This is a genomic window from Chitinophaga sp. YR627, assembly GCF_900114995.1.
In the GTDB taxonomy this organism is placed as follows: Bacteria; Bacteroidota; Bacteroidia; order Chitinophagales; family Chitinophagaceae; genus Chitinophaga.
This window is the reverse complement of record NZ_FOUX01000002.1, coordinates 906,023-924,971: the sequence shown is the minus strand read 5'-3', so window position 1 is coordinate 924,971 and position 18,949 is coordinate 906,023. Positions and strand designations below refer to the sequence as shown.

The window sequence follows — 18,949 nt, the reverse complement described above, 5'->3', positions numbered from 1 at the left end:
CAACTGAACACGTACTATGTTGAAGCTTCCCGATCCTATGCGACGTAGCATTGCGGCTGCGTTAAGTAAAGCGCAGAATGCCCTTTGCAGGATAGTGCTGCCATTATTTTTATTACTGTTTATCTGCAGTGAGGTAAATGCACAGACTGTTAAAGCTGTGATCAACCCCACCGGAGGTACACCGGCATTCAATGACCTGAAGATCGAGATCCTCAGTGACGGTGGTATTAAGGTCACCCGCAAAGGTTTACTCGAAAGTTATATCAGAACAGACAGCTCTCAGGGTATGAGGGCTTTTTTAGATTTTAAGAATAGCGGCTATCTGGCCAGTGCTAATCTGAAAAGTCCGACTGTCTGCTATATCTCTCCTGTATCCGGAACCGGTGAATACTGGGACCCTTATAAGGTACACATTGTAGGTACTATCGTAGACAGGTATAAGAACTATCCTACCGGACAAACCGGTACGGTTACCATCATTGTTTCCTACGTGAAGAGTACCAACTACTTCTTTATGGACTATGTACTGCATATGCCGCAGGTCAGTGGTTTTACCAAGGCCATGCTGTATCAGTCAGAACAGGTCGTAATGGGTGCTGCCGCGGGAGATGATCCTGATGCGGCCAGCCCTTGTGCGTATGGATTTATGAACGCTGCCGGAACAACCGTCGGCGTATACCGTGATGCCAGTTGTGCTACAACGCCGGAGGCGCCACGCAGCCACGTATACCGTGCACTGCGTAAATTCGACTCCTGGGAGGTTTCCCTGCCGGGTCACCGCTTTTATATAAATGACGCTGGTTCTTTCCCTTATAATACCGTTGCTGATGGTATAGATGGTAACGGCCGTTCCATGGGTATCATGAAATCGCTGGGTGCTATCTTCCGTGATGGTTCACTGGATCCCGATCCGATGAACTTTAAAACTTACCGTCTCCTTTCCGGTTATGGTACGACCATGACGGAGTTCGATACCGTAAAGGCGATGATCGATACGATCCCTGTTCCCGGATTTGCTGCTGTGAGCATTAAATTCTCCAACGGTACATTGTCCGGTAATGAGGGTAATACCGTTGATGGCGAACAGGCTGCACAGGGTCTGACCCTGACCGTATCAGGTGGTAAGCTGAATGCGCCCGCCTATGTACTGGTGAAATATGATGCAGCCTATGCATCTAACTATGCACATCCTGCTGCTCCGGGCACTGACTTTACACTCACACAGGAAGCATTCCTGGTGCCTGCCGGCGACTATACCACCCCTAAGACAGTCACTATCCCTAACCTGCATGTTATAGGAAACGATCAGCTGCAGTACAGCCGTACCTTGCGTCTGAAACTCGTAAGCACCTGTACTTCCCTGTTAAGCATTTCCGGTACTTCAGAAGTGGATTATACCATCGTGGATGATGAGCCAAGAACGCTCACCATGAATATTGACAGTACCTCGCTGTATGAGGGTAACACCTCCAAAGCGAGAATTACGCTGCCGATCGGTATTACCTGTCCGGAAGATATCGTCATCAGTTTCTCCCGTGTAGCTACATCTACTGCCGGTGATACTGACTACATTGTACCGCCGAATATCGTGATCCCTGCTAACCAGACAGGTACCGCGATCTTTAACTTCAGCGCAAAATCAGATAAAGTACTGGAAAACACCGAAAACCTGTCTCTGCGATTCCAGGGTACGATCTTAGGTATTGGTGTTGCCAGCCAGAAAGATATTCAGATCAAGGATAGTACTTTCCTCAATCCGAATTATTCACAGATCATGGCCGACTGCGTATCTCCGGATGCACCAAGACCGGTCCCTGAAGGATATAATGGTTATCTCTCCCTGCACCTGCCGCCGGGTGTTACTTCGGAGGTAACGATCAATATGCTGGATGTGTATGTGGACTGGGACAATGCAACAGCAGAAGACCAGGTGGATTTCGATCTGAACTACTATTCCGGTCTTGAGTTCAAAATTACACCGGGTACTACGGAAACAAGGATTCCTTTCTATGTATTCCCGGATAAAATAATGGAAGGTCCGGTACCTGAACATTTCGACCTGCTGATGCTGGCGATCGATGATGTAGGTGCTGGTCGTGTATATAATTATGTAGGCCCTGCTATTACTATTAAAGATGTGGATGCGGACAGCAGTCTGAAACTGATCGTGACCGCTACACCAAATACGATTAAAGAAGGAGACGCTGGTGCAGCTGTTACCATTGCTTTCCCTGATGATATCACCTCTTTATATGATGTACCGGTAACTATTTCAAGAGGTCTCAGTTCAAAAGCAACTGACCTTGATCTGGAAAGTCCGTTACCTACCAACTTAGTTATTAAAGCAGGTAAGAACTCTGTGACTTTCCCTGCCAATGTGAAAGCGAAAACGGATAATGTACTGGAATCAGATGAAAGTCTCTGGATTGTTACCACACCAGGTGGATTCACTGTGGATTCTTCCCTGATCACTATTCAGGATGTAACCGGTGAGATACCAGGTAACAAAGACATGAAGATCGAACTGGTAACACCAGATCTGAAAGAAGGTAACACTACCGGTATCAAAATCAGTTTCGTAAACAGCACACTGACTGCCGAGGAGCCTATCTCCATCACGCTGTCTCACGATGCCAGTTCTGCAGCTGCAACAACAGATTACGCTATTCCTGCGACGATCACATTACCAGCAGGACTGAGCACCTATACAGTAGCTGATGCATTCGCAGCCACTGCTGATAAGATCCTGGAATTAGATGAAGCGGTGAAAGTGACAGGTGTGGCGACTACTATTCCCGGACTGACCGTTACAGGTTTCAGCGGCACCGTACTGGATGCTACCGGTGATGATCCAAACAATAAAAAGATCACGGTTACTGCCAGTCATGCAGAAATGGATGAAGGTGGTTCCGGATATAGCTTTACTTATAGTCTGCCAGCAGGTTATACAACTGAAATACCAATTATCATTACGCCGGCGCTGATGACAGGTTCAACTACTATCGCTGACGATTATCTCCTGGACAGCACACAGCTGACCATTGATAATGGAGGCAGTACAGTATCAACCGGTGTTACGATCAATTCAGACCTGGTAATAGAAGGTGATGAGATCATGGTAATGGGTGGTACCGCTGCAACCGCACTGAGTGGTGTGCAGGTAGTACCCGCTTCAGTGATCATAAAAGATAAAACACAGATGTCTGCTCCGAAGGTGACCGTTGACAGAACGGACCTGATAGAGGGAGGTGCTGGTGCTTTCATCACGGTGACCATGCCTTTGGGTGCTGTTCCATCCACACCGCTGACGGTGAAGATAACAAGAGGATTGAGTTCTCCGGCTACATCAGGTTTTACTGGCGTACCACAGACGATCACACTGAGCGGTAACGCTGTAACCATTCCGGTACCGGTAGCTGCAAGTTCTGATAACATACTGGCAGATGATGATCAGCTGGTAGTGGTAGTTGAAACAGAGGGTTATCCGGCAGATTCTATCACCTTTAACATCATCGATGTTACCATCAATGATCCTGCGAATACTAAAATTCACTTCACACCAGAACCTGTAAGTCAGGGTAACCGTGTGAAAGAAGGCAATACATTTACTGTTCGTGCAAGTTTCCCTCCGGGAGTAACTGCTGCTAAATCATTGTTCGTACAGGTTGCTGCTACACCAGCTTCTGTAGCTACGGGCGCTGATTATACCGGTCTGCCAACGACCTTCACCATGAATCCGGGTGTGAATCATGCTGATTTCGATATCGTTGCGCTGACGGATAAAATAATTGAAAATCCTGAGCTGGTAAGATTCAGCGGCGCAGTGACCTTATTGCCGATGATCCTGGTGGATAGCTTTGACCTGTATATAGATGATGCGACTGCATCTGATCCTTCTATCGCAGCGTTGAAGATCACATTTGATTCCAGTGGTATACACAAGGGTTTAGGATCGACCAGGGTGACGGTAGGTTTTGCTGATCCGCTGGTTACTTCGGAACTGCCGATCACTATCAATATAACACCTGATCCATCTTCTACTGCTGATATCACTAATTATGTAGGTTTGCCGACGGTCGTTAATTTACCGAAGGACAGCAACAAGGTTACATTCTTCCTGAGTGTACCGGATAATCATGTAGTGGAAGGCAACAAAACATTACAGTTTGCTGCAAGTGCAACAGGTTATACGGTGCTGCCGGTGCCGCCATTACAGATCCTGGAGATCGCTGGTCAGGCATTGTCAGTAGAAAAAGTAAGCGATGCTGCTGAACCTGCAAAAGATGGTGCCTTTATCATTAAGATGCCGGTTGCTGCTACTTCAGATGTAACAGTAAGTTTCAGGGTAGATTATAACGGTACCAATATCGAACCACTTCCATCAGCAGTGATCATCCCTGCCGGTTCGACTCAAATCACAGTACCGGTACGTATCAAAGATGATCTGATCCTGCAGGGTGACGAGACATTAAAAGTGACATTGACCAGTGCGGTGGCTACAAATGGTGGTAATCCGCTGAACCTGACAGTTGATATCGGGCCTGCTGAAATACTGGTAACAGATGATGAAAATGCTACTACCGGTCCGAAAGCAGATGCACGTAAACTGTTGATCGAGCGTATCGCTGATGCAACACAACCAGCTACAGCAGGTGCATTCAAGATTCGTTTCAATGACCCTACACTGACTGCTTTTGACAATGTGAAAGTGGTGTATAGTCTGGCGGGTACAGCGACTGCTGGTACTGACTATGCTATCCTGCCGGGTTATGCGATCATCCCTAAAGGACAGAGTGAAGTAATGGTGAATGTGAATCCGGCTGGTATCACCTATGCAGGACCTGATTTAACAGTACAGGCAACATTGATGGATGCATCAGCTGCATTGCCTAATGTGAACTGGAACTTTGTGGACAATCCTGTTGCGACACTGATCATCTATAACCACAATATCGATACGCCGACAGTGAATCTGTTTGCAGCAACCAGTCAGCTGAGAGAAGGAGATGAAGTAGAATTCTTTGTGAGACTGAGCCGTGCTATTACTGTAGATATTCCGGTCACTGTAGATATCACGAACGACATCTATCGTACGCTGACACTTTCCGGTGGTACTGTCAATGGAAGAGCGGTGACTGTAGTAGTTCCGAAAGGCGCGAAAGAGCAGAGCTTTAAAGTGAAAGTAAATGAGAACGAGCTGAATGATGATGATGGATGGGTGAAAGCTGCGGTGAGAGATTTTGATCTGAACAGTGGCAATCCGGCTTACTACACAGGTTTAGCAAGCGAAGTATCGAATAGCGTAAGTGATAATGATTCTATGAAACTGACCTTTACAGAAAGTCAGTATTCAGTGAAAGTAGCTTTTGATACGATCGGACAACCATTACCATTTACCGTTCGATTTAACCGTGCAAGCTCCCGTCTTGTAACTGTGTATTACGAATTCTATACACCGGCACCGACGGAGATCCCTGCTAATACATTGCTGGCAGTTGCACCGAAAGATTACGATCCTACTATCTTCCCGATATTACTGCTGCCTGGTCAGACAATGATCGACATCCCGGTACCGGTGAACAGTGTGGAGAAAGACAAGATCTTCGGTATGCGTTTGCTGAGAGCGACTGTAGCATCTAACCAGAACGTACCTGCGATTGATTCTATCATGACAGCGAGTGGTCTGATTAAGATCTGTATGGATTGTGATGTGGATGGTGACGGTGTACCTGATTATGTAGAGCGTTTCATTACAGACGGCAGATGGAGAGATGACAATAAGGGTGCATTACGTGTACATCCGGCGATGTCGCCTAACAATGACGGACTGGGTAACGAAACACTGGAGATCGAGAACATTGACAAGTATCCTGATAACGAAGTAACAATATTCAACCGCTGGGGTGGTACTGTATTTACGACGAAGAATTATCATAACCAGACGAACAACTTTAACGGTAAAGGAAATGTTGGCGCGACCAAGGGCCAGGATGTTCCGGATGGTTCTTACTTCTTTATTATTCATACGAAAGATGCAAGTGGTAACAAAGATCGTTACACAGGGTTCATTGTAATAAAACGATAGCGATGATTGCTAACAAGAAATTCCTTTTGGGTCTGCTGATGGCTGCTGCCTGTTATGTACCGGTAAAGGCGCAGCAGAGCCCTATCTACTCACAGTACATGTTGAACGGAATTGTAATCAATCCGGCTTATGCAGGTACAGACGAATCAGCGAGTCTGAACGTAGTGGGACGTAATCAATGGGTAGGAGTGGATGGCGCGCCAAAAACGGCGACCATGAGTTTCTATTCACCGCTGAATGACAGGGGAACCCATCTTGGTTTCTCTGCAATGAAGGAATCAATTACTGTGCAATCACGTACTGATTATAATGTGCTGGCAGCACAGAGTGTGAATCTGAGTGAAACAGTGAAGCTGGCATTGGGATTACAGGCTGGTATGTCACAGTATAAAGAGAATAACAGTCAGCTGACAACCACAGATCCATCTTTTGCGACGAATCTGGCCTACTGGAAAACACAGGTTGGTTTCGGTTTCGCATTATTCTCTGAAAACTTTTATCTCGGTTTATCTGCGCCGGCTTTTAAAAGCTTTGATCTGGGCAACAGTGTAAATAAAGTGAAGGCAATTTCACACATGTATTTACAGGCAGCATATGCTGCAAGAGTAAATGATGATCTGCTTGTAAAACCATCGATATTGTTGAGACAGGCTCAGGGAAGTGGTTTACAGTACGATATCAATACGAGCGTATTATTGAAAGAAGTGATCTGGTTGGGTGTTTCCTGGCGTTCAGAGAAGACGGTAACAGGATTAGTGCAGGCGAGACTGGGAGAGAAGTTCCAGATAGGTTATTCATACGATACGCCAATGTCATCCAATCTGAAAGGGGCACAATCGGTATCTCATGAGCTGATGTTGAACTTTCGGTTCGGATGGAGTGTTGATCATGAGATCATCCCACGCGTATTCTAGTTAAGTTAATATTACCGAAAACACATACTGATTTATCAATTTCCCGCATTTTCTATGCGGGATTTTTTTTATCGTTATATCTCATTGATAATGAATGACAAACAGGATCGTATTTTTTTCAAAAAAAAGAAAATCTTAAAATCCGTGTTTAAACATTTATCGTAAGTATTTATAGACAGGTGAAGAAGGAAAAACTCTTTTCCGGATACACCTAAAGAATTTTAATTAGAAAAGTTGTGTCTTTTAATGGTTAACTTGGGAAACAGCCTGGTATTTTTACCAGGCTGGATTTTTTTATAGCGGTCTTCTCATTACGTAATCAAGCATCCAGTAGCCATTACCGATATCGGTGTCTTTCTCTTTGAGAATGGTGAAACCCTGTTTCTCATAAAAGAATCTGGCTTTATTATCTCTTTTCACATCCAGTTCGAGTGTGTTGCCATTCTCTGCCTGTACTCTTTCGACCACATTATCCAACAGTAGTTTTCCTACACCTTTTCCCTGGTAATCGCTATGCAGATATATTTTCTGCAATTTGAAAACGCCTGCTTCATCGGTGGTACTGTAAGATGCAAATCCGATAGGACGCTGGTCGTCATACAGCAGGAGGAATCTGTGCGCTTTCTCTGTTATCTGACTGGTCAGTGCAGCTGTGCTGTACATCATGTCCAGCATGTATTCTATCTGTTCAGGAGTCAGCAGATCTTTATATGTCGGCCGCCAGATCTCGTCTCTTAGCTGCTGAATAACGGGTATATCGTTTACGTTTGCTACTTCTATTTTAAACATGATGTTCAGTTCCTTAATTTCCGCGTATAATTTTTTTTATCACTTCCAGCAGGCTCTCCAGCGGAGTGTATCCTTTTGCGATAAGATAATATTGCGTTCCATCGTCGAAGATAGCAGCCGGGAATCCTGTAATACCCCATTGTTCAACCTGGTTGAACTCCTGGATGGTATCATATCTGTTGGCATCATCTTTCATTTTTTCCAGAAACTCTTCTACCGGTAACTGATATTTTGCGATCAGTTCGCGATAGGTTGCCTCTTCATTCAGGCTTTTGCCTTCATAGTTGAGTGCGAGTTGCATATCGTGTGCAAAAGACAGTGCTTTTTGTGGCAGGTATTGTTTGAAAATAGTGAGCGCAATACCTGGTTTTTCTGAATCCATCATATCGTCCGTGCGGAGGTACCCTTCAAGGAATGCCTGTCCGAATTGTACACCTGTAGCTGCTTCTACCTGTTTGTGTGCTTCCTTTATGTAGTTATACATAGCGGAAGCTGGTCTGTGGTTGGAGCTAAGCATCATACCACCGGAGAGTACTTCTACTTCTGCTCCCAGTCGTTGTTGCAGTTGTTCGATAACAGGTGTAAATCCATAACACCAGCCGCATAATGCGTCGTATATATAGATCAGTTTCATGATTGTGCTCTCGTTTTTAGTTGGCGCTGTTGTGCTATTTTTTCTTTTTGCTGATGAATGTTTCCAGTTCGGCGGCGCTGAAGCTGCTCAGGTTATGTGCAGCGGTGAGTCCGCCTTTTCTTGCAGCGAGCGTACCGTAATAAATATCATGGAAACCATCTGTGCTGTGTGCATCCGGATCGATGGACAACAAAACATTTTTCTCCAGTGCGTATGGAATCCATTCCCAGTCGATATCCAGCCGACGTGGGTGTGCATTGATCTCAATTACCACATTGTGTGTAGCGCAGGCATCGATGATCTGCTGATGGTTGACAGGATAACCGTTACGGCTGAGCAGGAGACGGCCGGTCATATGACCGAGTATGGTCGTGTAAGGATTTTCTATTGCTTTCAGGAGTCGCGCCATTGCTTTCTCTTCACTCATTTTGAGATTGGAGTGTACGGATGCAATGACGAGATCGAATGAGGCGAGTATTTCATCCGGGTAATCGAGGCTGCCATCGTTGAGGATATCAGCTTCTACACTTTTGAAAATGCGGAATGGAGCAAGTTGTTTATTGAGTGCATCGATCTCTGCGTGTTGTGCCTGTATACGTTCGATACTGAGACCATTTGCATAGAAGGCGGAGCGGGAGTGATCACTGATGACCAGGTATTCAAAGCCCTGTTCTTTTGCAGTGGTGGCCATTTGCAGCAGGGTATGTTCTCCGTCGCTCCAGGTACTGTGACTATGAATGATGCCTTTGATGTCTTTGTGTGTGATCAGTACCGGCAGTTGTTTCTTTTTGGCGAGATCGATGGCGAGTCCGCCGTTACGCAGACAAGGCTCAATATAATCCATTCCTGCCTGTGTGAAGATCGCTTCTTCTGTTGCATTGGCGGGGATGCTGTTCAGGTCAAGCGATGCCTTGAAATGCTCCAGGAAGGATACAGATGCGGTAGTGGTGAATAATACTTTATTAAAATCTTCTGCGGAGGCAGGGTAGATTTTGATTCTTATATGTTGTTCATGTTGCCATACGATTGCTTCTCCTGTATTGGCGGGAGCGGTCAGTGTTGGCAATGCGGACAATTTTTCTTCCAGTAGGGGAATAGGGAGTGCGGCGACGAATTCTATTTCATCGATAATGTTTTCATTGCGGCGGAACTGTCCGGTCAATGAGACGGCGGCAGGCGCCAGCAGTTGGCTGAATTCTTTTTCAAGAGAAAGCGCGAGTGCTTCTGCCTGTGCATAGAGATAGCGGCCCTGGTTGCTGAAGTAGAATTCGATGCTTTGTTTAACGGCGTCCTGTGTTTTTTGTCCGAAGCCTTTGAGTAAGGTCAGTCGGTTTTCGTTACAGGCGTATAGCAGTTCTCCGAGGCTTTCTGCTTCGAGTTCTTTCCAGATGGTCGCTATTTTTTTAGGGCCGAGGCCTTTTATTTTCATCATCTCCAGGATGCCCGGAGGTGTTTTCTGGAGGTATGCTTCGAGCGCGGCGAATTTGCCGGTTTGCAGCATTTCCTGAATAGCTTTGCTGATGGAGTCACCGATGCCTTTGATCTTAGCGATTTCTTCCGGTGGCGTTACCTGCAGTTGTATGGGGAGTTTCTCCACAGTAAATGCGGCGCTGGCGAAAGATTTAGCTTTAAAACTATTATCTCCCTGTATGTCCATGAGTTTGGAGATGAGGGAGAAGTTATCGGCAATAGTGTAATTATCGAGCATAAGTAGAATTGAAATGCGAATTTACTGAGGGTGGGGTATATATAAATAAAAAAAGATCCTGGCGGTAGCCAGGACCTTTTATTTTACAGTTTGTAAAGTCGAGCTTACAACTCTGGAGCGATGGTAGTCGCTGGAGTTGAGTTTGAATTATCAGCTGGTTTAGCAGCTTTTTTTCTTGTAGCAGCTTTCTTCTTAGGAGCAGCTTTCTTAGCAGCAGCTTTCTTAGGAGCGGCTTTCTTAGCAGCAGCTTTCTTAGGAGCAGCTTTCTTAGCAGCGGCTTTTTTAGGAGCAGCTTTCTTAGCAGCAGCCTTTTTAGGAGCAGCTTTCTTAGCAGCAGCCTTTTTAGGAGCAGCTTTCTTAGCAGCAGCTTTTTTAGGAGCGGCTTTCTTAGCAGCAGCTTTTTTAGGAGCGGCTTTCTTAGCAGCAGCTTTTTTAGGAGCGGCTTTCTTAGCAGCAGCTTTTTTAGGAGCAGCTTTCTTAGCAGCAGCTTTTTTAGGAGCAGCTTTCTTAGCCGCAGCCTTTTTAGGAGCAGCTTTCTTAGCCGCTTTTTTAATTGTTGCCATTGTTTTTTGAATTTTGGGTTAGTAATTAAAATTGGGTATTAGAAAAAACTTTATGGCAAACACTGTTCCAGACTTACGCCTGAGCAGTGGTGTCAATTGACTTTACGGAAACGATGGTTCTGTTTTCACGTCCTTTTCTGAACTCAACAACGCCATCTGCAACTGCGAAAATGGTAAAATCTCTACCAATTCCTACGTTAGCTCCTGGGTGATAAACGGTACCACGCTGGCGAACAATGATGTTACCAGATACGGCTGCCTGACCACCAAAAATTTTTACTCCCAGCCTTTTGCTTTGGGAATCACGGCCGTTCTTAACGCTACCTTCACCTTTTTTATGTGCCATTTCTTATGTACGATTTTAGAACTTTATCAAATAAAAATTAAGCAATCTCGTTGATCCGGATCTTTGTAAAGTGTGTACGGTGACCAACTTTCTTTCTGAAACCTTTTCTGCGTTTCATTTTGAAAGCAATTACCTTATCACCCTGAACATGGCTCAGGATCTCTGCTTTTACCACTGATTTTACATCAGTACCTACGGTCGGCTTACCACCATTATCTACTAACAACACTTCAGAGAACTGCACTTTATCTCCAATATTTCCCTGCAACTGTTGTACAAAGATTTCCTGGTCTTTTTGTACTTTGAATTGCTGACCTGCGATTTTTACAACTGCAAACATAGTTATCCAAAAATAATTTCCTGCAAAATTAGGAATTGTTTTCTAATTGACAAAGTTTTCTCAGCTTTTTGCCATCAGACCTGAAAACAGGCTGATTCCGCTGAGAAATACAATTTATATTTTCAAAGATACATACTTTATTTTAATATAGATAATTACAATCTTTGCTTATATGGCCGATTTCGCTGGAATCCTTATCAGTATTGCTGTCCGGCTTAATACTCAATCCGCTGAAAACCCTTGTAATATGAGCTATTATAACAATTTTTATTTTATACATTTGTCCTTTCTCTTATCCTAAAATAAAAGGGCATGAAGCTTAAATCACTGCTTGCCAAACCATTTGCTTCCATTGTTGCCAACAAGATCAGGAAGGAAATGCAACGGGCGGTAGAAGACCAGGAAGCGATCCTGGAGGAGTTGATTAAAACAGGCAGGAAGACTGAGTTCGGAAACGATCATCATTTTGGAAATATCAATAACTACAATGATTACAAACAGGCGGTGCCTGTGCGGGATTATGAACAGTTCAAGCCCTATATCAATAAGATAAAGGATGGTAAACAGAATGTATTGTGGAAAGGACAGCCGATTTACCTGGCGAAGACTTCAGGCACTACCAGTGGTGTGAAATATATTCCTATTACAAAGGACTCTATCTCCAATCATATAGATACTGCCCGTAATGCGCTGCTGAACTATATGTCAGAAACCGGGAAGACAGAATTTGCGGATGGTAAACTCATATTCTTATCCGGTTCTCCTATTCTGGAAAGGGTAGGTGGTATTCCTTACGGTCGTCTCAGCGGTATTGTGAATCATCATGTGCCACGTTATCTGCGTACGAATCAGTTACCAACATATGAAACGAATTGTATAGAAGACTGGGAGACCAAGCTGGACAAGATCGTTGATGAAACAATTAATGAGGACATGCGTCTGATCAGTGGTATTCCACCATGGATGCAGATGTATTTTGACAGACTGATCGAAAGAAGTGGAAAATCTGTCGGGGAGTTGTTCAAAAATCTGGATGTACTGGTATATGGCGGGGTGAACTTCGAACCTTACCGTGCGAAGCTGATGGCGGCTATTGGTCGTCCGATCAACACGATTGAAACGTTCCCGGCATCTGAAGGTTTCTTTGCTTTCCAGGATACGCAGGAGCACAAAGGACTGTTGCTGAACACCAATTCCGGCATTTTCTACGAATTCATTCCGGCCAATGAAATATTTGACGCGAATCCTACCCGTTTATCACTGCGTGACGTGCGGGTGGGCGTGAACTATGCGCTGGTGGTGAGCACCAATGCCGGTTTGTGGTCTTATAACATTGGCGATACGGTAAAATTTGTTTCCACTAACCCATACCGTCTGCTGGTAACAGGACGTATTAAACATTTCATTTCTGCATTTGGAGAACATGTGATCGGGGAGGAAGTGGAGTATAGTCTGATGCGTGCGGCGAAGGAGGAAAATCTGCAGATCACTGAATTTACCGTGGCGCCGATGGTGGCGCCGGATGGAGAGTTGCCTTTCCACGAGTGGTTTGTAGAGTTTGAACAACAGCCTGCTGATCTGGGTGCTTTTGCGAAAAAGGTAGATACCTATATGCAGGAGAAGAACATTTATTACAATGACCTGATAACCGGCAGCATTCTGCAACCATTGAAGATCAGACCGGTACGTAAGAACGGATTCATCGATTACATGAAGTCGGTAGGTAAACTGGGCGGGCAGAACAAGGTGCCGCGTCTGAGTAATGACAGGACACTGGCGGATGAACTGAGTAAGTTTTTGATGTAATTAAGAATTAAAAATTAAGAATTAAGAATTGTTTGTGGAGATATCTGCAAATAATTCTTAATCCTTAATTCTTAATTCCTAATTCTCTTATTTCCCTTATTATTGCAGCAATGAGTAAGAAGAACATAGCCATCTTTGGCTCCACAGGATCTATTGGCATCCAGGCATTGGAGGTGATTGAAGCACATCCTGACAAGTTCAGTGTGGAAGTATTGACAGGGGGGCAGAATGCCAACCTTTTGATAGAACAGGCTTTAAAATTTCGTCCGAATGCGGTGGTAATAGCCGATGAAACACAGTATGAGAAGGTTAAGGACGCATTATTTGATAAAGGTATCAAGGTATTTGCAGGTGCGAAAGCCATGGTGGAAGTAGCTGCCTGGAATACAATTGATATGATGCTGGCGGCTGTAATGGGCTTTGCCGGTCTGGCGCCAACACTGGCTGCCATTGAGCAGGGTACCCCGATCGCCCTGGCTAATAAAGAAACCCTGGTGGTGGCAGGTGATATTGTGATGGCGGCAGCCAACAAGAGAAATGTACCTATAGTACCCGTAGATTCTGAACACTCGGCTATTTTTCAGTGTCTGTTAGGTGAAGACCTGCGGAAAGTGGATAAAGTGATCCTGACTGCTTCCGGTGGTCCTTTCCTTGGTAAAAAACCGAATTTCCTGATCAATGTGAAAAAAGATCATGCGTTACAGCATCCTAACTGGAGAATGGGCGCGAAGATCACCATTGACTGTGCGACACTGATGAATAAAGGTCTGGAGATGATCGAAGCCCGCTGGTTATTCAATCTGCCGCCTGAAAAGATCGAAGTAGTGATCCATCCGCAGTCTATTATTCACTCTATGGTGGAATTTGTGGACGGTTCGCTGAAAGCGCAGCTGGGCGTACCAGATATGAAAATGCCGATACAACTGGCATTAGGATTTCCGGAAAGATTAGCCAACGATTTCCCGAAATTCTCTTTCAGGAATAATCCTACGCTGACATTCGAACAGCCTGATACCAAGACTTTCCGTAACCTCGCCATTGCTATTGAAGCCATGCACAAAGGAGGAAATGCTGCCTGTGTAATGAATGCTGCAAACGAAGAAGTGGTACATGCCTTCCTGAAGAACAGGATCGGTTTCCTGCAAATGACAGAGGTGATAGAGGAGACGATGGCGAAGATCGCATTTGTGGAAAAACCTACCTTGCATGACTATTATGAAAGCGATCAGGCTGCCAGGGAATATGCAAATTCCATGATCAATGCTATAGTGATTTAATATTACATTAACGCTGTACTGCAGTTGAACCGCCTATATTTGCCGGACTATCATAGATTCTATTACATTATATATTTACTGTCAGATTCATCTACATGACCACACAAGAAATATTGGTAAAGGCCGGGCAGTTGATACTGTCACTATCCATACTGGTCGTTTTACACGAGCTTGGGCACTTTATCCCCGCCAAGCTTTTTAAAGCAAGGGTTGAAAAATTTTATCTGTTCTTTGATCCCTGGTTTTCGTTGTTTAAAAAGAAAAAAGGAGATACAGAATATGGTATTGGCTGGTTACCACTGGGCGGATATGTAAAAATATCCGGTATGGTGGATGAGAGCATGGACCGTGAGCAGATGGCGAAGCCGCCACAGCCATGGGAATTTCGTTCAAAACCAGCCTGGCAGCGCCTGATCATCATGATCGGCGGCGTTACGGTTAACCTGATACTCGGTTTCCTGATCTATGCAATGATGTTGTGGCACTGGGGCGAAAGCTATCTGCCAACCAAAAACCTGACCTACGGTATTGCGGTTGACTCCCTGGCTGGCAGCATTGGTCTGAAAGACGGCGACATGGTATTATCTGTGAATAACGAACCGGTTGAAAACTTCCGTTCTATTCCTGCTGAGATCATCCTGCGTGAAGCAACCAGCATCCAGGTATCGCGTGATGGCAAACCTCTTGACATCAAGATCCCTACTGGTTTTATCCGTGAAATGATCAAGCGGAAAGGCACGCTGATGGATGTGCGTATTCCATTTGTAGTGGATACGGTATTGCCAAAATCAGCAGCAGAGAAAGCCGGTTTCAGAAAGGGCGACAGAACCCTGGCTGTAAACGGTGCACCTGCGAGCTATTTTCATGAGTTCAGAAAAGAATTACAGCAGTATAAGAATAAAACGGCAACCATCCAGGTTTTACGTGATGGCGATACTCTTCAGTTATTCGCACACGTTACCGAAAATGGTACAGTGGGTATGGCGCCGGCTAATCCGGAGAAAGACTTCAAATTCGCTACCAGAGAATATACTTTATTACAGGCGATCCCTGCCGGTTTCTCCAAGTGTATCAATACCCTGGTGAAATATGTACAGCAGCTGCGTCTGATCTTCGTTTCCAAAGAGGTAAAAGCCAATGAATCACTGGGTGGTTTCATCAGCATTGGTAACCTGTTCCCTGCTCATTGGGACTGGATCGCTTTCTGGGAAATGACAGCGCTGTTGTCTATCATCCTGGCATTTATGAATATCCTGCCTATTCCGGCGCTGGATGGTGGTCACGTACTGTTCCTCTTATACGAGATCATTACCGGCCGTAAACCAAGCGAGAAATTCCTGGAATATGCACAGATCGTTGGTATGATCATCCTGTTCGGTCTGCTGTTATATGCGAATGGACTGGATATCTGGCGAAGTATCTTTAAATAGACTGATAATCATCTGATTATATGAAAGAGGCCTTTAGGGGCCTCTTTTTTTGTACTTATACTATAGTTACAGTACGTTGATGCTTCGTTCGGGAACGCAGGTCTAACGTAGCATAACTATAGTATAAGTATTTATTGAAATTTCATAAAATGGTCATATCTTTGTAAGCTGCGAAAGCAAACTGGGGTCGCCTGGTTTTGACAGCATAGATCTTTGAAAGTGTAAGCATGTCGTGCGTTGTATAATTAGCACGTAAATCTGAATATACAACCTTTAATTGGCGAATCTAACTACGCCATGGCTGCCTAATCAGCGATTAGCGCACCCATTTTGGCCGCCGCAGTTGCTGTCTGCTAGAACTGCCGCCGCCTAATCAAAACCTTAGCGGAATAGGTACTCATGGTTTCTGTGAGTGAGTACTGAAACTAAACGGATACGGACCAGGCTGGTTAGTTGCGCCCCTGGCAAGGTCCCGACAAACTAATGCGTAAATAAGCATGTAGAAAGCTTTCGGCGGATATGTTTGGACGCGGGTTCGATTCCCGCCGACTCCACTAAAGCGGGAATAGTACAGTCAAATGTATTGTTCCCGTTTTCTTTTTCCCCTAAAATCCGTACTACTACAGTCTACTTGTGCACATCTAAACCTGAACAATGTTCAAATAACTGGGGAAATTCAACATGGGATGACATGGTATGTTTTGTTTTGCAACTTCAATTTACCACTTTCATTCCGTTGGTGAATTCCCCCTTTCATGAATGTTTTATTTGTATTAACCCTTGATTTAGCAATTTTCTCTAATCTCGTTTATGGTTGAGTAATTCAATTACTCAATGTTTTTTTATTAAAATAATAACTTTTCATACCTTCATATCCATTTCAACGAGATAATGCAAATATCAATAGGACATATAGCAGACTTATTTGGAGGTATTTATGTAAATACCTCAATTTCCCAAGGCGGAGCTGTTTATTATTTACAGCTTAGGCATTGGAACAAGGAACGAAAGTGGGCTAGCCATGTTGAACCTGAGTTACGCGAGGAAACCAGGTTAAATAAAAACTATCTCGAAATTGGAGATCTATTGCTTGCTACAAAAGGTACTGATCATTTTGCCGCGCTATATGATGGACAATATACTCCTGCTATTGCCTCTTCTGTTTTTACCATATTGCGTATTAAGGACACTAACATTATTTCACCATTTTACCTTCAATGGTATCTGAACCATCCTGCTACTACAAAAATTCTAATAGCAGCATCTAAAGGTACTTCTATGCCACTCATTACACGGGATGTGATTGAACGGTTAGAGTTACCTGTACCTTCATTGCAAAAGCAGGAGAGTATTGTACAGGTAAATTTACTTCAACAACAAGCAATGCAATTACGTTTACAGATAAACAACCTCAATGAAACAATTTTTCATCAACAACTCTTACAAACCGCTAATAGATAATGACACAAAAAATGATCGGTGCTAGTGATATTAATCGGATAGTATGGAAAGCCTGCGATACTTTTCGTGGATTGATTGACCCCAGTCAATATAAAGATTATATTCTCACTATGTTATTCCTCAAGTATGTGAGCGATGTACATGAAGATATATACCAGCAACACCTGGCTAAATATAAAGGTGATAAAGATCGTACGGAACGCGCTATGAAAATGGAGCGTTTTATTATGCCGGAACAATGCACTTTCAATTACTTATACGAACGGCGTTCGGCAAACAATGTTGGAGAGCTGATTAACACGGCTCTTAATGACCTTGAAGAAGCTAACCGAGAGAAACTCTTTAGTGAAGATGGTTCGGGTATTTTCCGCAATATAGATTTCAATAGTAGTAACCTGGGCGATGTAAAAGACAAAAATACCCGCCTCAAGAATCTGTTAATTGACTTTAGTGAACTGGATCTGAGTCCATCTCATCTTGAGCATAACGATGTGATTGGGGATGCATATGAATATCTGATTGCTTCTTTTGCCTCAGATGCTGGCAAAAAAGCGGGTGAATTTTACACACCTGGTATGGTATCTACTTTGTTAGCAAAACTTACAAAAGCAGAACCAGGTGCTCGTATTTGTGATCCTACCTGCGGTTCTGCATCATTGCTTGTAAAAGCAGGGCGTGAGGTAGGTTCTTCCAATGTATCCCTGTATGGACAGGAAGCAAACGGAAGTACTTGGGCGCTGGCAGTACAGAATATGTTCCTGCATGGTTTTGACAGTGCTGTGATCCGCTGGGGTGATACCATCCGTAATCCTAAGCTTAAAGAAGGGGATCATTTGATGAAGTTTGACGTAGTGGTAGCAAACCCGCCTTTTTCGTTAGACAAATGGGGGGCTGATGATACAGAGAAGGAAGATAAAAAGAAAGGTGATAAAACAAATGTAGGTCAGCCGCAAAGTGGTTATAAAGCTGCTGCAGATCCTCACCAGCGCTTTTGGAGAGGAGTGCCACCTAAGAGCAAAGGAGACTGGGCTTTTATCAGCCATATGATCGAAGTGGCTTATGAAGGACACGGTAGAGTAGGTGTTGTGGTGCCACATGGTGTGCTTTTCAGAGGAGCTAGCGAGGGGAAGATCCGTCAGAAATTGATAGAGGAAAATATGCTTGATGCCGTGATTGGGCTACCTGCCAATTTGTTCTTCGGCACAGGCATACCCGCAGCTATTCTTATCTTCAATAAAGGTAGACGTAAACGTAGCGATGTGTTATTTATAGATGCCAGTCAGCGTTTTGAGAATGGCAAGAATCAGAACCGCCTGCGTCAGCAGGACGTGGAGGATATTGTTCAAACTTACCGCCGTTTTGCAGAGGGCAAACTGCCTGCCGGTGTAGTGGAAGAAAGATATTGCTATGTCGCTACGAAGGAAGAAATAGCAGTCAACGATTACAACCTCAATATTCCCCGTTATGTCGACACATTCGAGGAGGAAGCTGAGATAGACATCGCCGCTACGCAAAAGGAAATAGAACAGCTTAAAACCGAGCTTACTGCTGTGGAAAAAGAAATGGCGAAGTATTTAAAAGAACTGGGATTGTAAA

General features: G+C 44.3%; 13 protein-coding genes and 1 other RNA gene. 8 read left to right on the top strand and 6 right to left on the bottom strand.

Features of this window, described 5'->3' with window-relative positions; genetic code table 11:
* The first annotated feature begins 16 nt into the window (after positions 1 to 16).
* Both BMZ72_RS12295 and BMZ72_RS12290 read left to right on the top strand, forming a co-directional pair.
* Entirely contained in the window at positions 17 to 6,085 is a 6,069-nt protein-coding gene (locus BMZ72_RS12295) for a T9SS type B sorting domain-containing protein (protein WP_089808657.1), read from the top strand.
* A 2-nt stretch (positions 6,086 to 6,087) separates the two neighbouring features.
* Positions 6,088 to 6,999: a PorP/SprF family type IX secretion system membrane protein gene (locus BMZ72_RS12290; protein ID WP_089808655.1), complete on the top strand. Its 912-nt coding sequence runs from the start codon at positions 6,088 to 6,090 to the stop codon at positions 6,997 to 6,999.
* Positions 7,000 to 7,293: 294 nt separating this feature from the next.
* On the opposite strand, the gene BMZ72_RS12285 is transcribed toward BMZ72_RS12290, so the two are convergent.
* The 6 genes from BMZ72_RS12285 to rplU form a co-directional block, all read right to left on the bottom strand.
* Complete coding sequence (locus BMZ72_RS12285) at positions 7,294 to 7,788, bottom strand: GNAT family N-acetyltransferase (RefSeq protein WP_089808653.1); 495 nt, start codon at positions 7,786 to 7,788, stop codon at positions 7,294 to 7,296.
* Positions 7,789 to 7,801: 13 nt separating this feature from the next.
* Complete coding sequence (locus BMZ72_RS12280) at positions 7,802 to 8,422, bottom strand: DsbA family protein (protein WP_089808651.1); 621 nt, start codon at positions 8,420 to 8,422, stop codon at positions 7,802 to 7,804.
* 34 nt (positions 8,423 to 8,456) lie between these two features.
* A complete protein-coding gene (locus tag BMZ72_RS12275) occupies positions 8,457 to 10,130 on the bottom strand; it encodes a DNA polymerase/3'-5' exonuclease PolX (RefSeq protein ID WP_089808649.1) in 1,674 nt (557 codons plus the stop codon).
* 104 nt (positions 10,131 to 10,234) lie between these two features.
* The gene (locus BMZ72_RS12270; RefSeq protein WP_089808647.1) at positions 10,235 to 10,693 is read right to left on the bottom strand and encodes a histone H1-like repetitive region-containing protein; all 459 of its coding nucleotides are present in this window, start codon (positions 10,691 to 10,693) and stop codon (positions 10,235 to 10,237) included.
* Between the two features lie 73 nt (positions 10,694 to 10,766).
* Positions 10,767 to 11,039 (bottom strand): 50S ribosomal protein L27, encoded by a 273-nt coding sequence (rpmA, locus tag BMZ72_RS12265; RefSeq protein WP_012789717.1) that lies wholly within the window; start codon positions 11,037 to 11,039, stop codon positions 10,767 to 10,769.
* A 37-nt stretch (positions 11,040 to 11,076) separates the two neighbouring features.
* The gene (rplU, locus tag BMZ72_RS12260) at positions 11,077 to 11,379 is read right to left on the bottom strand and encodes a 50S ribosomal protein L21 (protein ID WP_012789718.1); all 303 of its coding nucleotides are present in this window, start codon (positions 11,377 to 11,379) and stop codon (positions 11,077 to 11,079) included.
* 312 nt (positions 11,380 to 11,691) lie between these two features.
* Here rplU and BMZ72_RS12255 point away from each other — a divergent pair, with 312 nt between their 5' ends.
* The 6 genes from BMZ72_RS12255 to BMZ72_RS12230 all read left to right on the top strand — a co-directional run bounded on the left by BMZ72_RS12255 (position 11,692) and on the right by BMZ72_RS12230 (position 18,948).
* Positions 11,692 to 13,185 carry a GH3 auxin-responsive promoter family protein gene (locus BMZ72_RS12255; RefSeq protein WP_089808645.1) on the top strand — a complete coding sequence of 498 codons (1,494 nt, stop codon included), beginning with the start codon at positions 11,692 to 11,694 and terminating at the stop codon, positions 13,183 to 13,185.
* A 110-nt stretch (positions 13,186 to 13,295) separates the two neighbouring features.
* A complete protein-coding gene (locus BMZ72_RS12250; RefSeq protein WP_089808643.1) occupies positions 13,296 to 14,462 on the top strand; it encodes a 1-deoxy-D-xylulose-5-phosphate reductoisomerase in 1,167 nt (388 codons plus the stop codon).
* 95 nt (positions 14,463 to 14,557) lie between these two features.
* A complete protein-coding gene (gene rseP / locus BMZ72_RS12245; RefSeq protein ID WP_089808641.1) occupies positions 14,558 to 15,892 on the top strand; it encodes an RIP metalloprotease RseP in 1,335 nt (444 codons plus the stop codon).
* Positions 15,893 to 16,075: 183 nt separating this feature from the next.
* Positions 16,076 to 16,449, top strand: a transfer-messenger RNA (tmRNA) gene (gene ssrA / locus BMZ72_RS12240).
* Between the two features lie 334 nt (positions 16,450 to 16,783).
* Positions 16,784 to 17,353 (top strand): restriction endonuclease subunit S, encoded by a 570-nt coding sequence (locus BMZ72_RS12235; protein WP_089808640.1) that lies wholly within the window; start codon positions 16,784 to 16,786, stop codon positions 17,351 to 17,353.
* Positions 17,353 to 18,948 carry a type I restriction-modification system subunit M gene (locus BMZ72_RS12230; RefSeq protein WP_089808638.1) on the top strand — a complete coding sequence of 532 codons (1,596 nt, stop codon included), beginning with the start codon at positions 17,353 to 17,355 and terminating at the stop codon, positions 18,946 to 18,948. The genes BMZ72_RS12235 and BMZ72_RS12230 overlap by 1 nt, the downstream gene beginning before the upstream one ends.
* Position 18,949 lies beyond the last annotated feature (1 nt).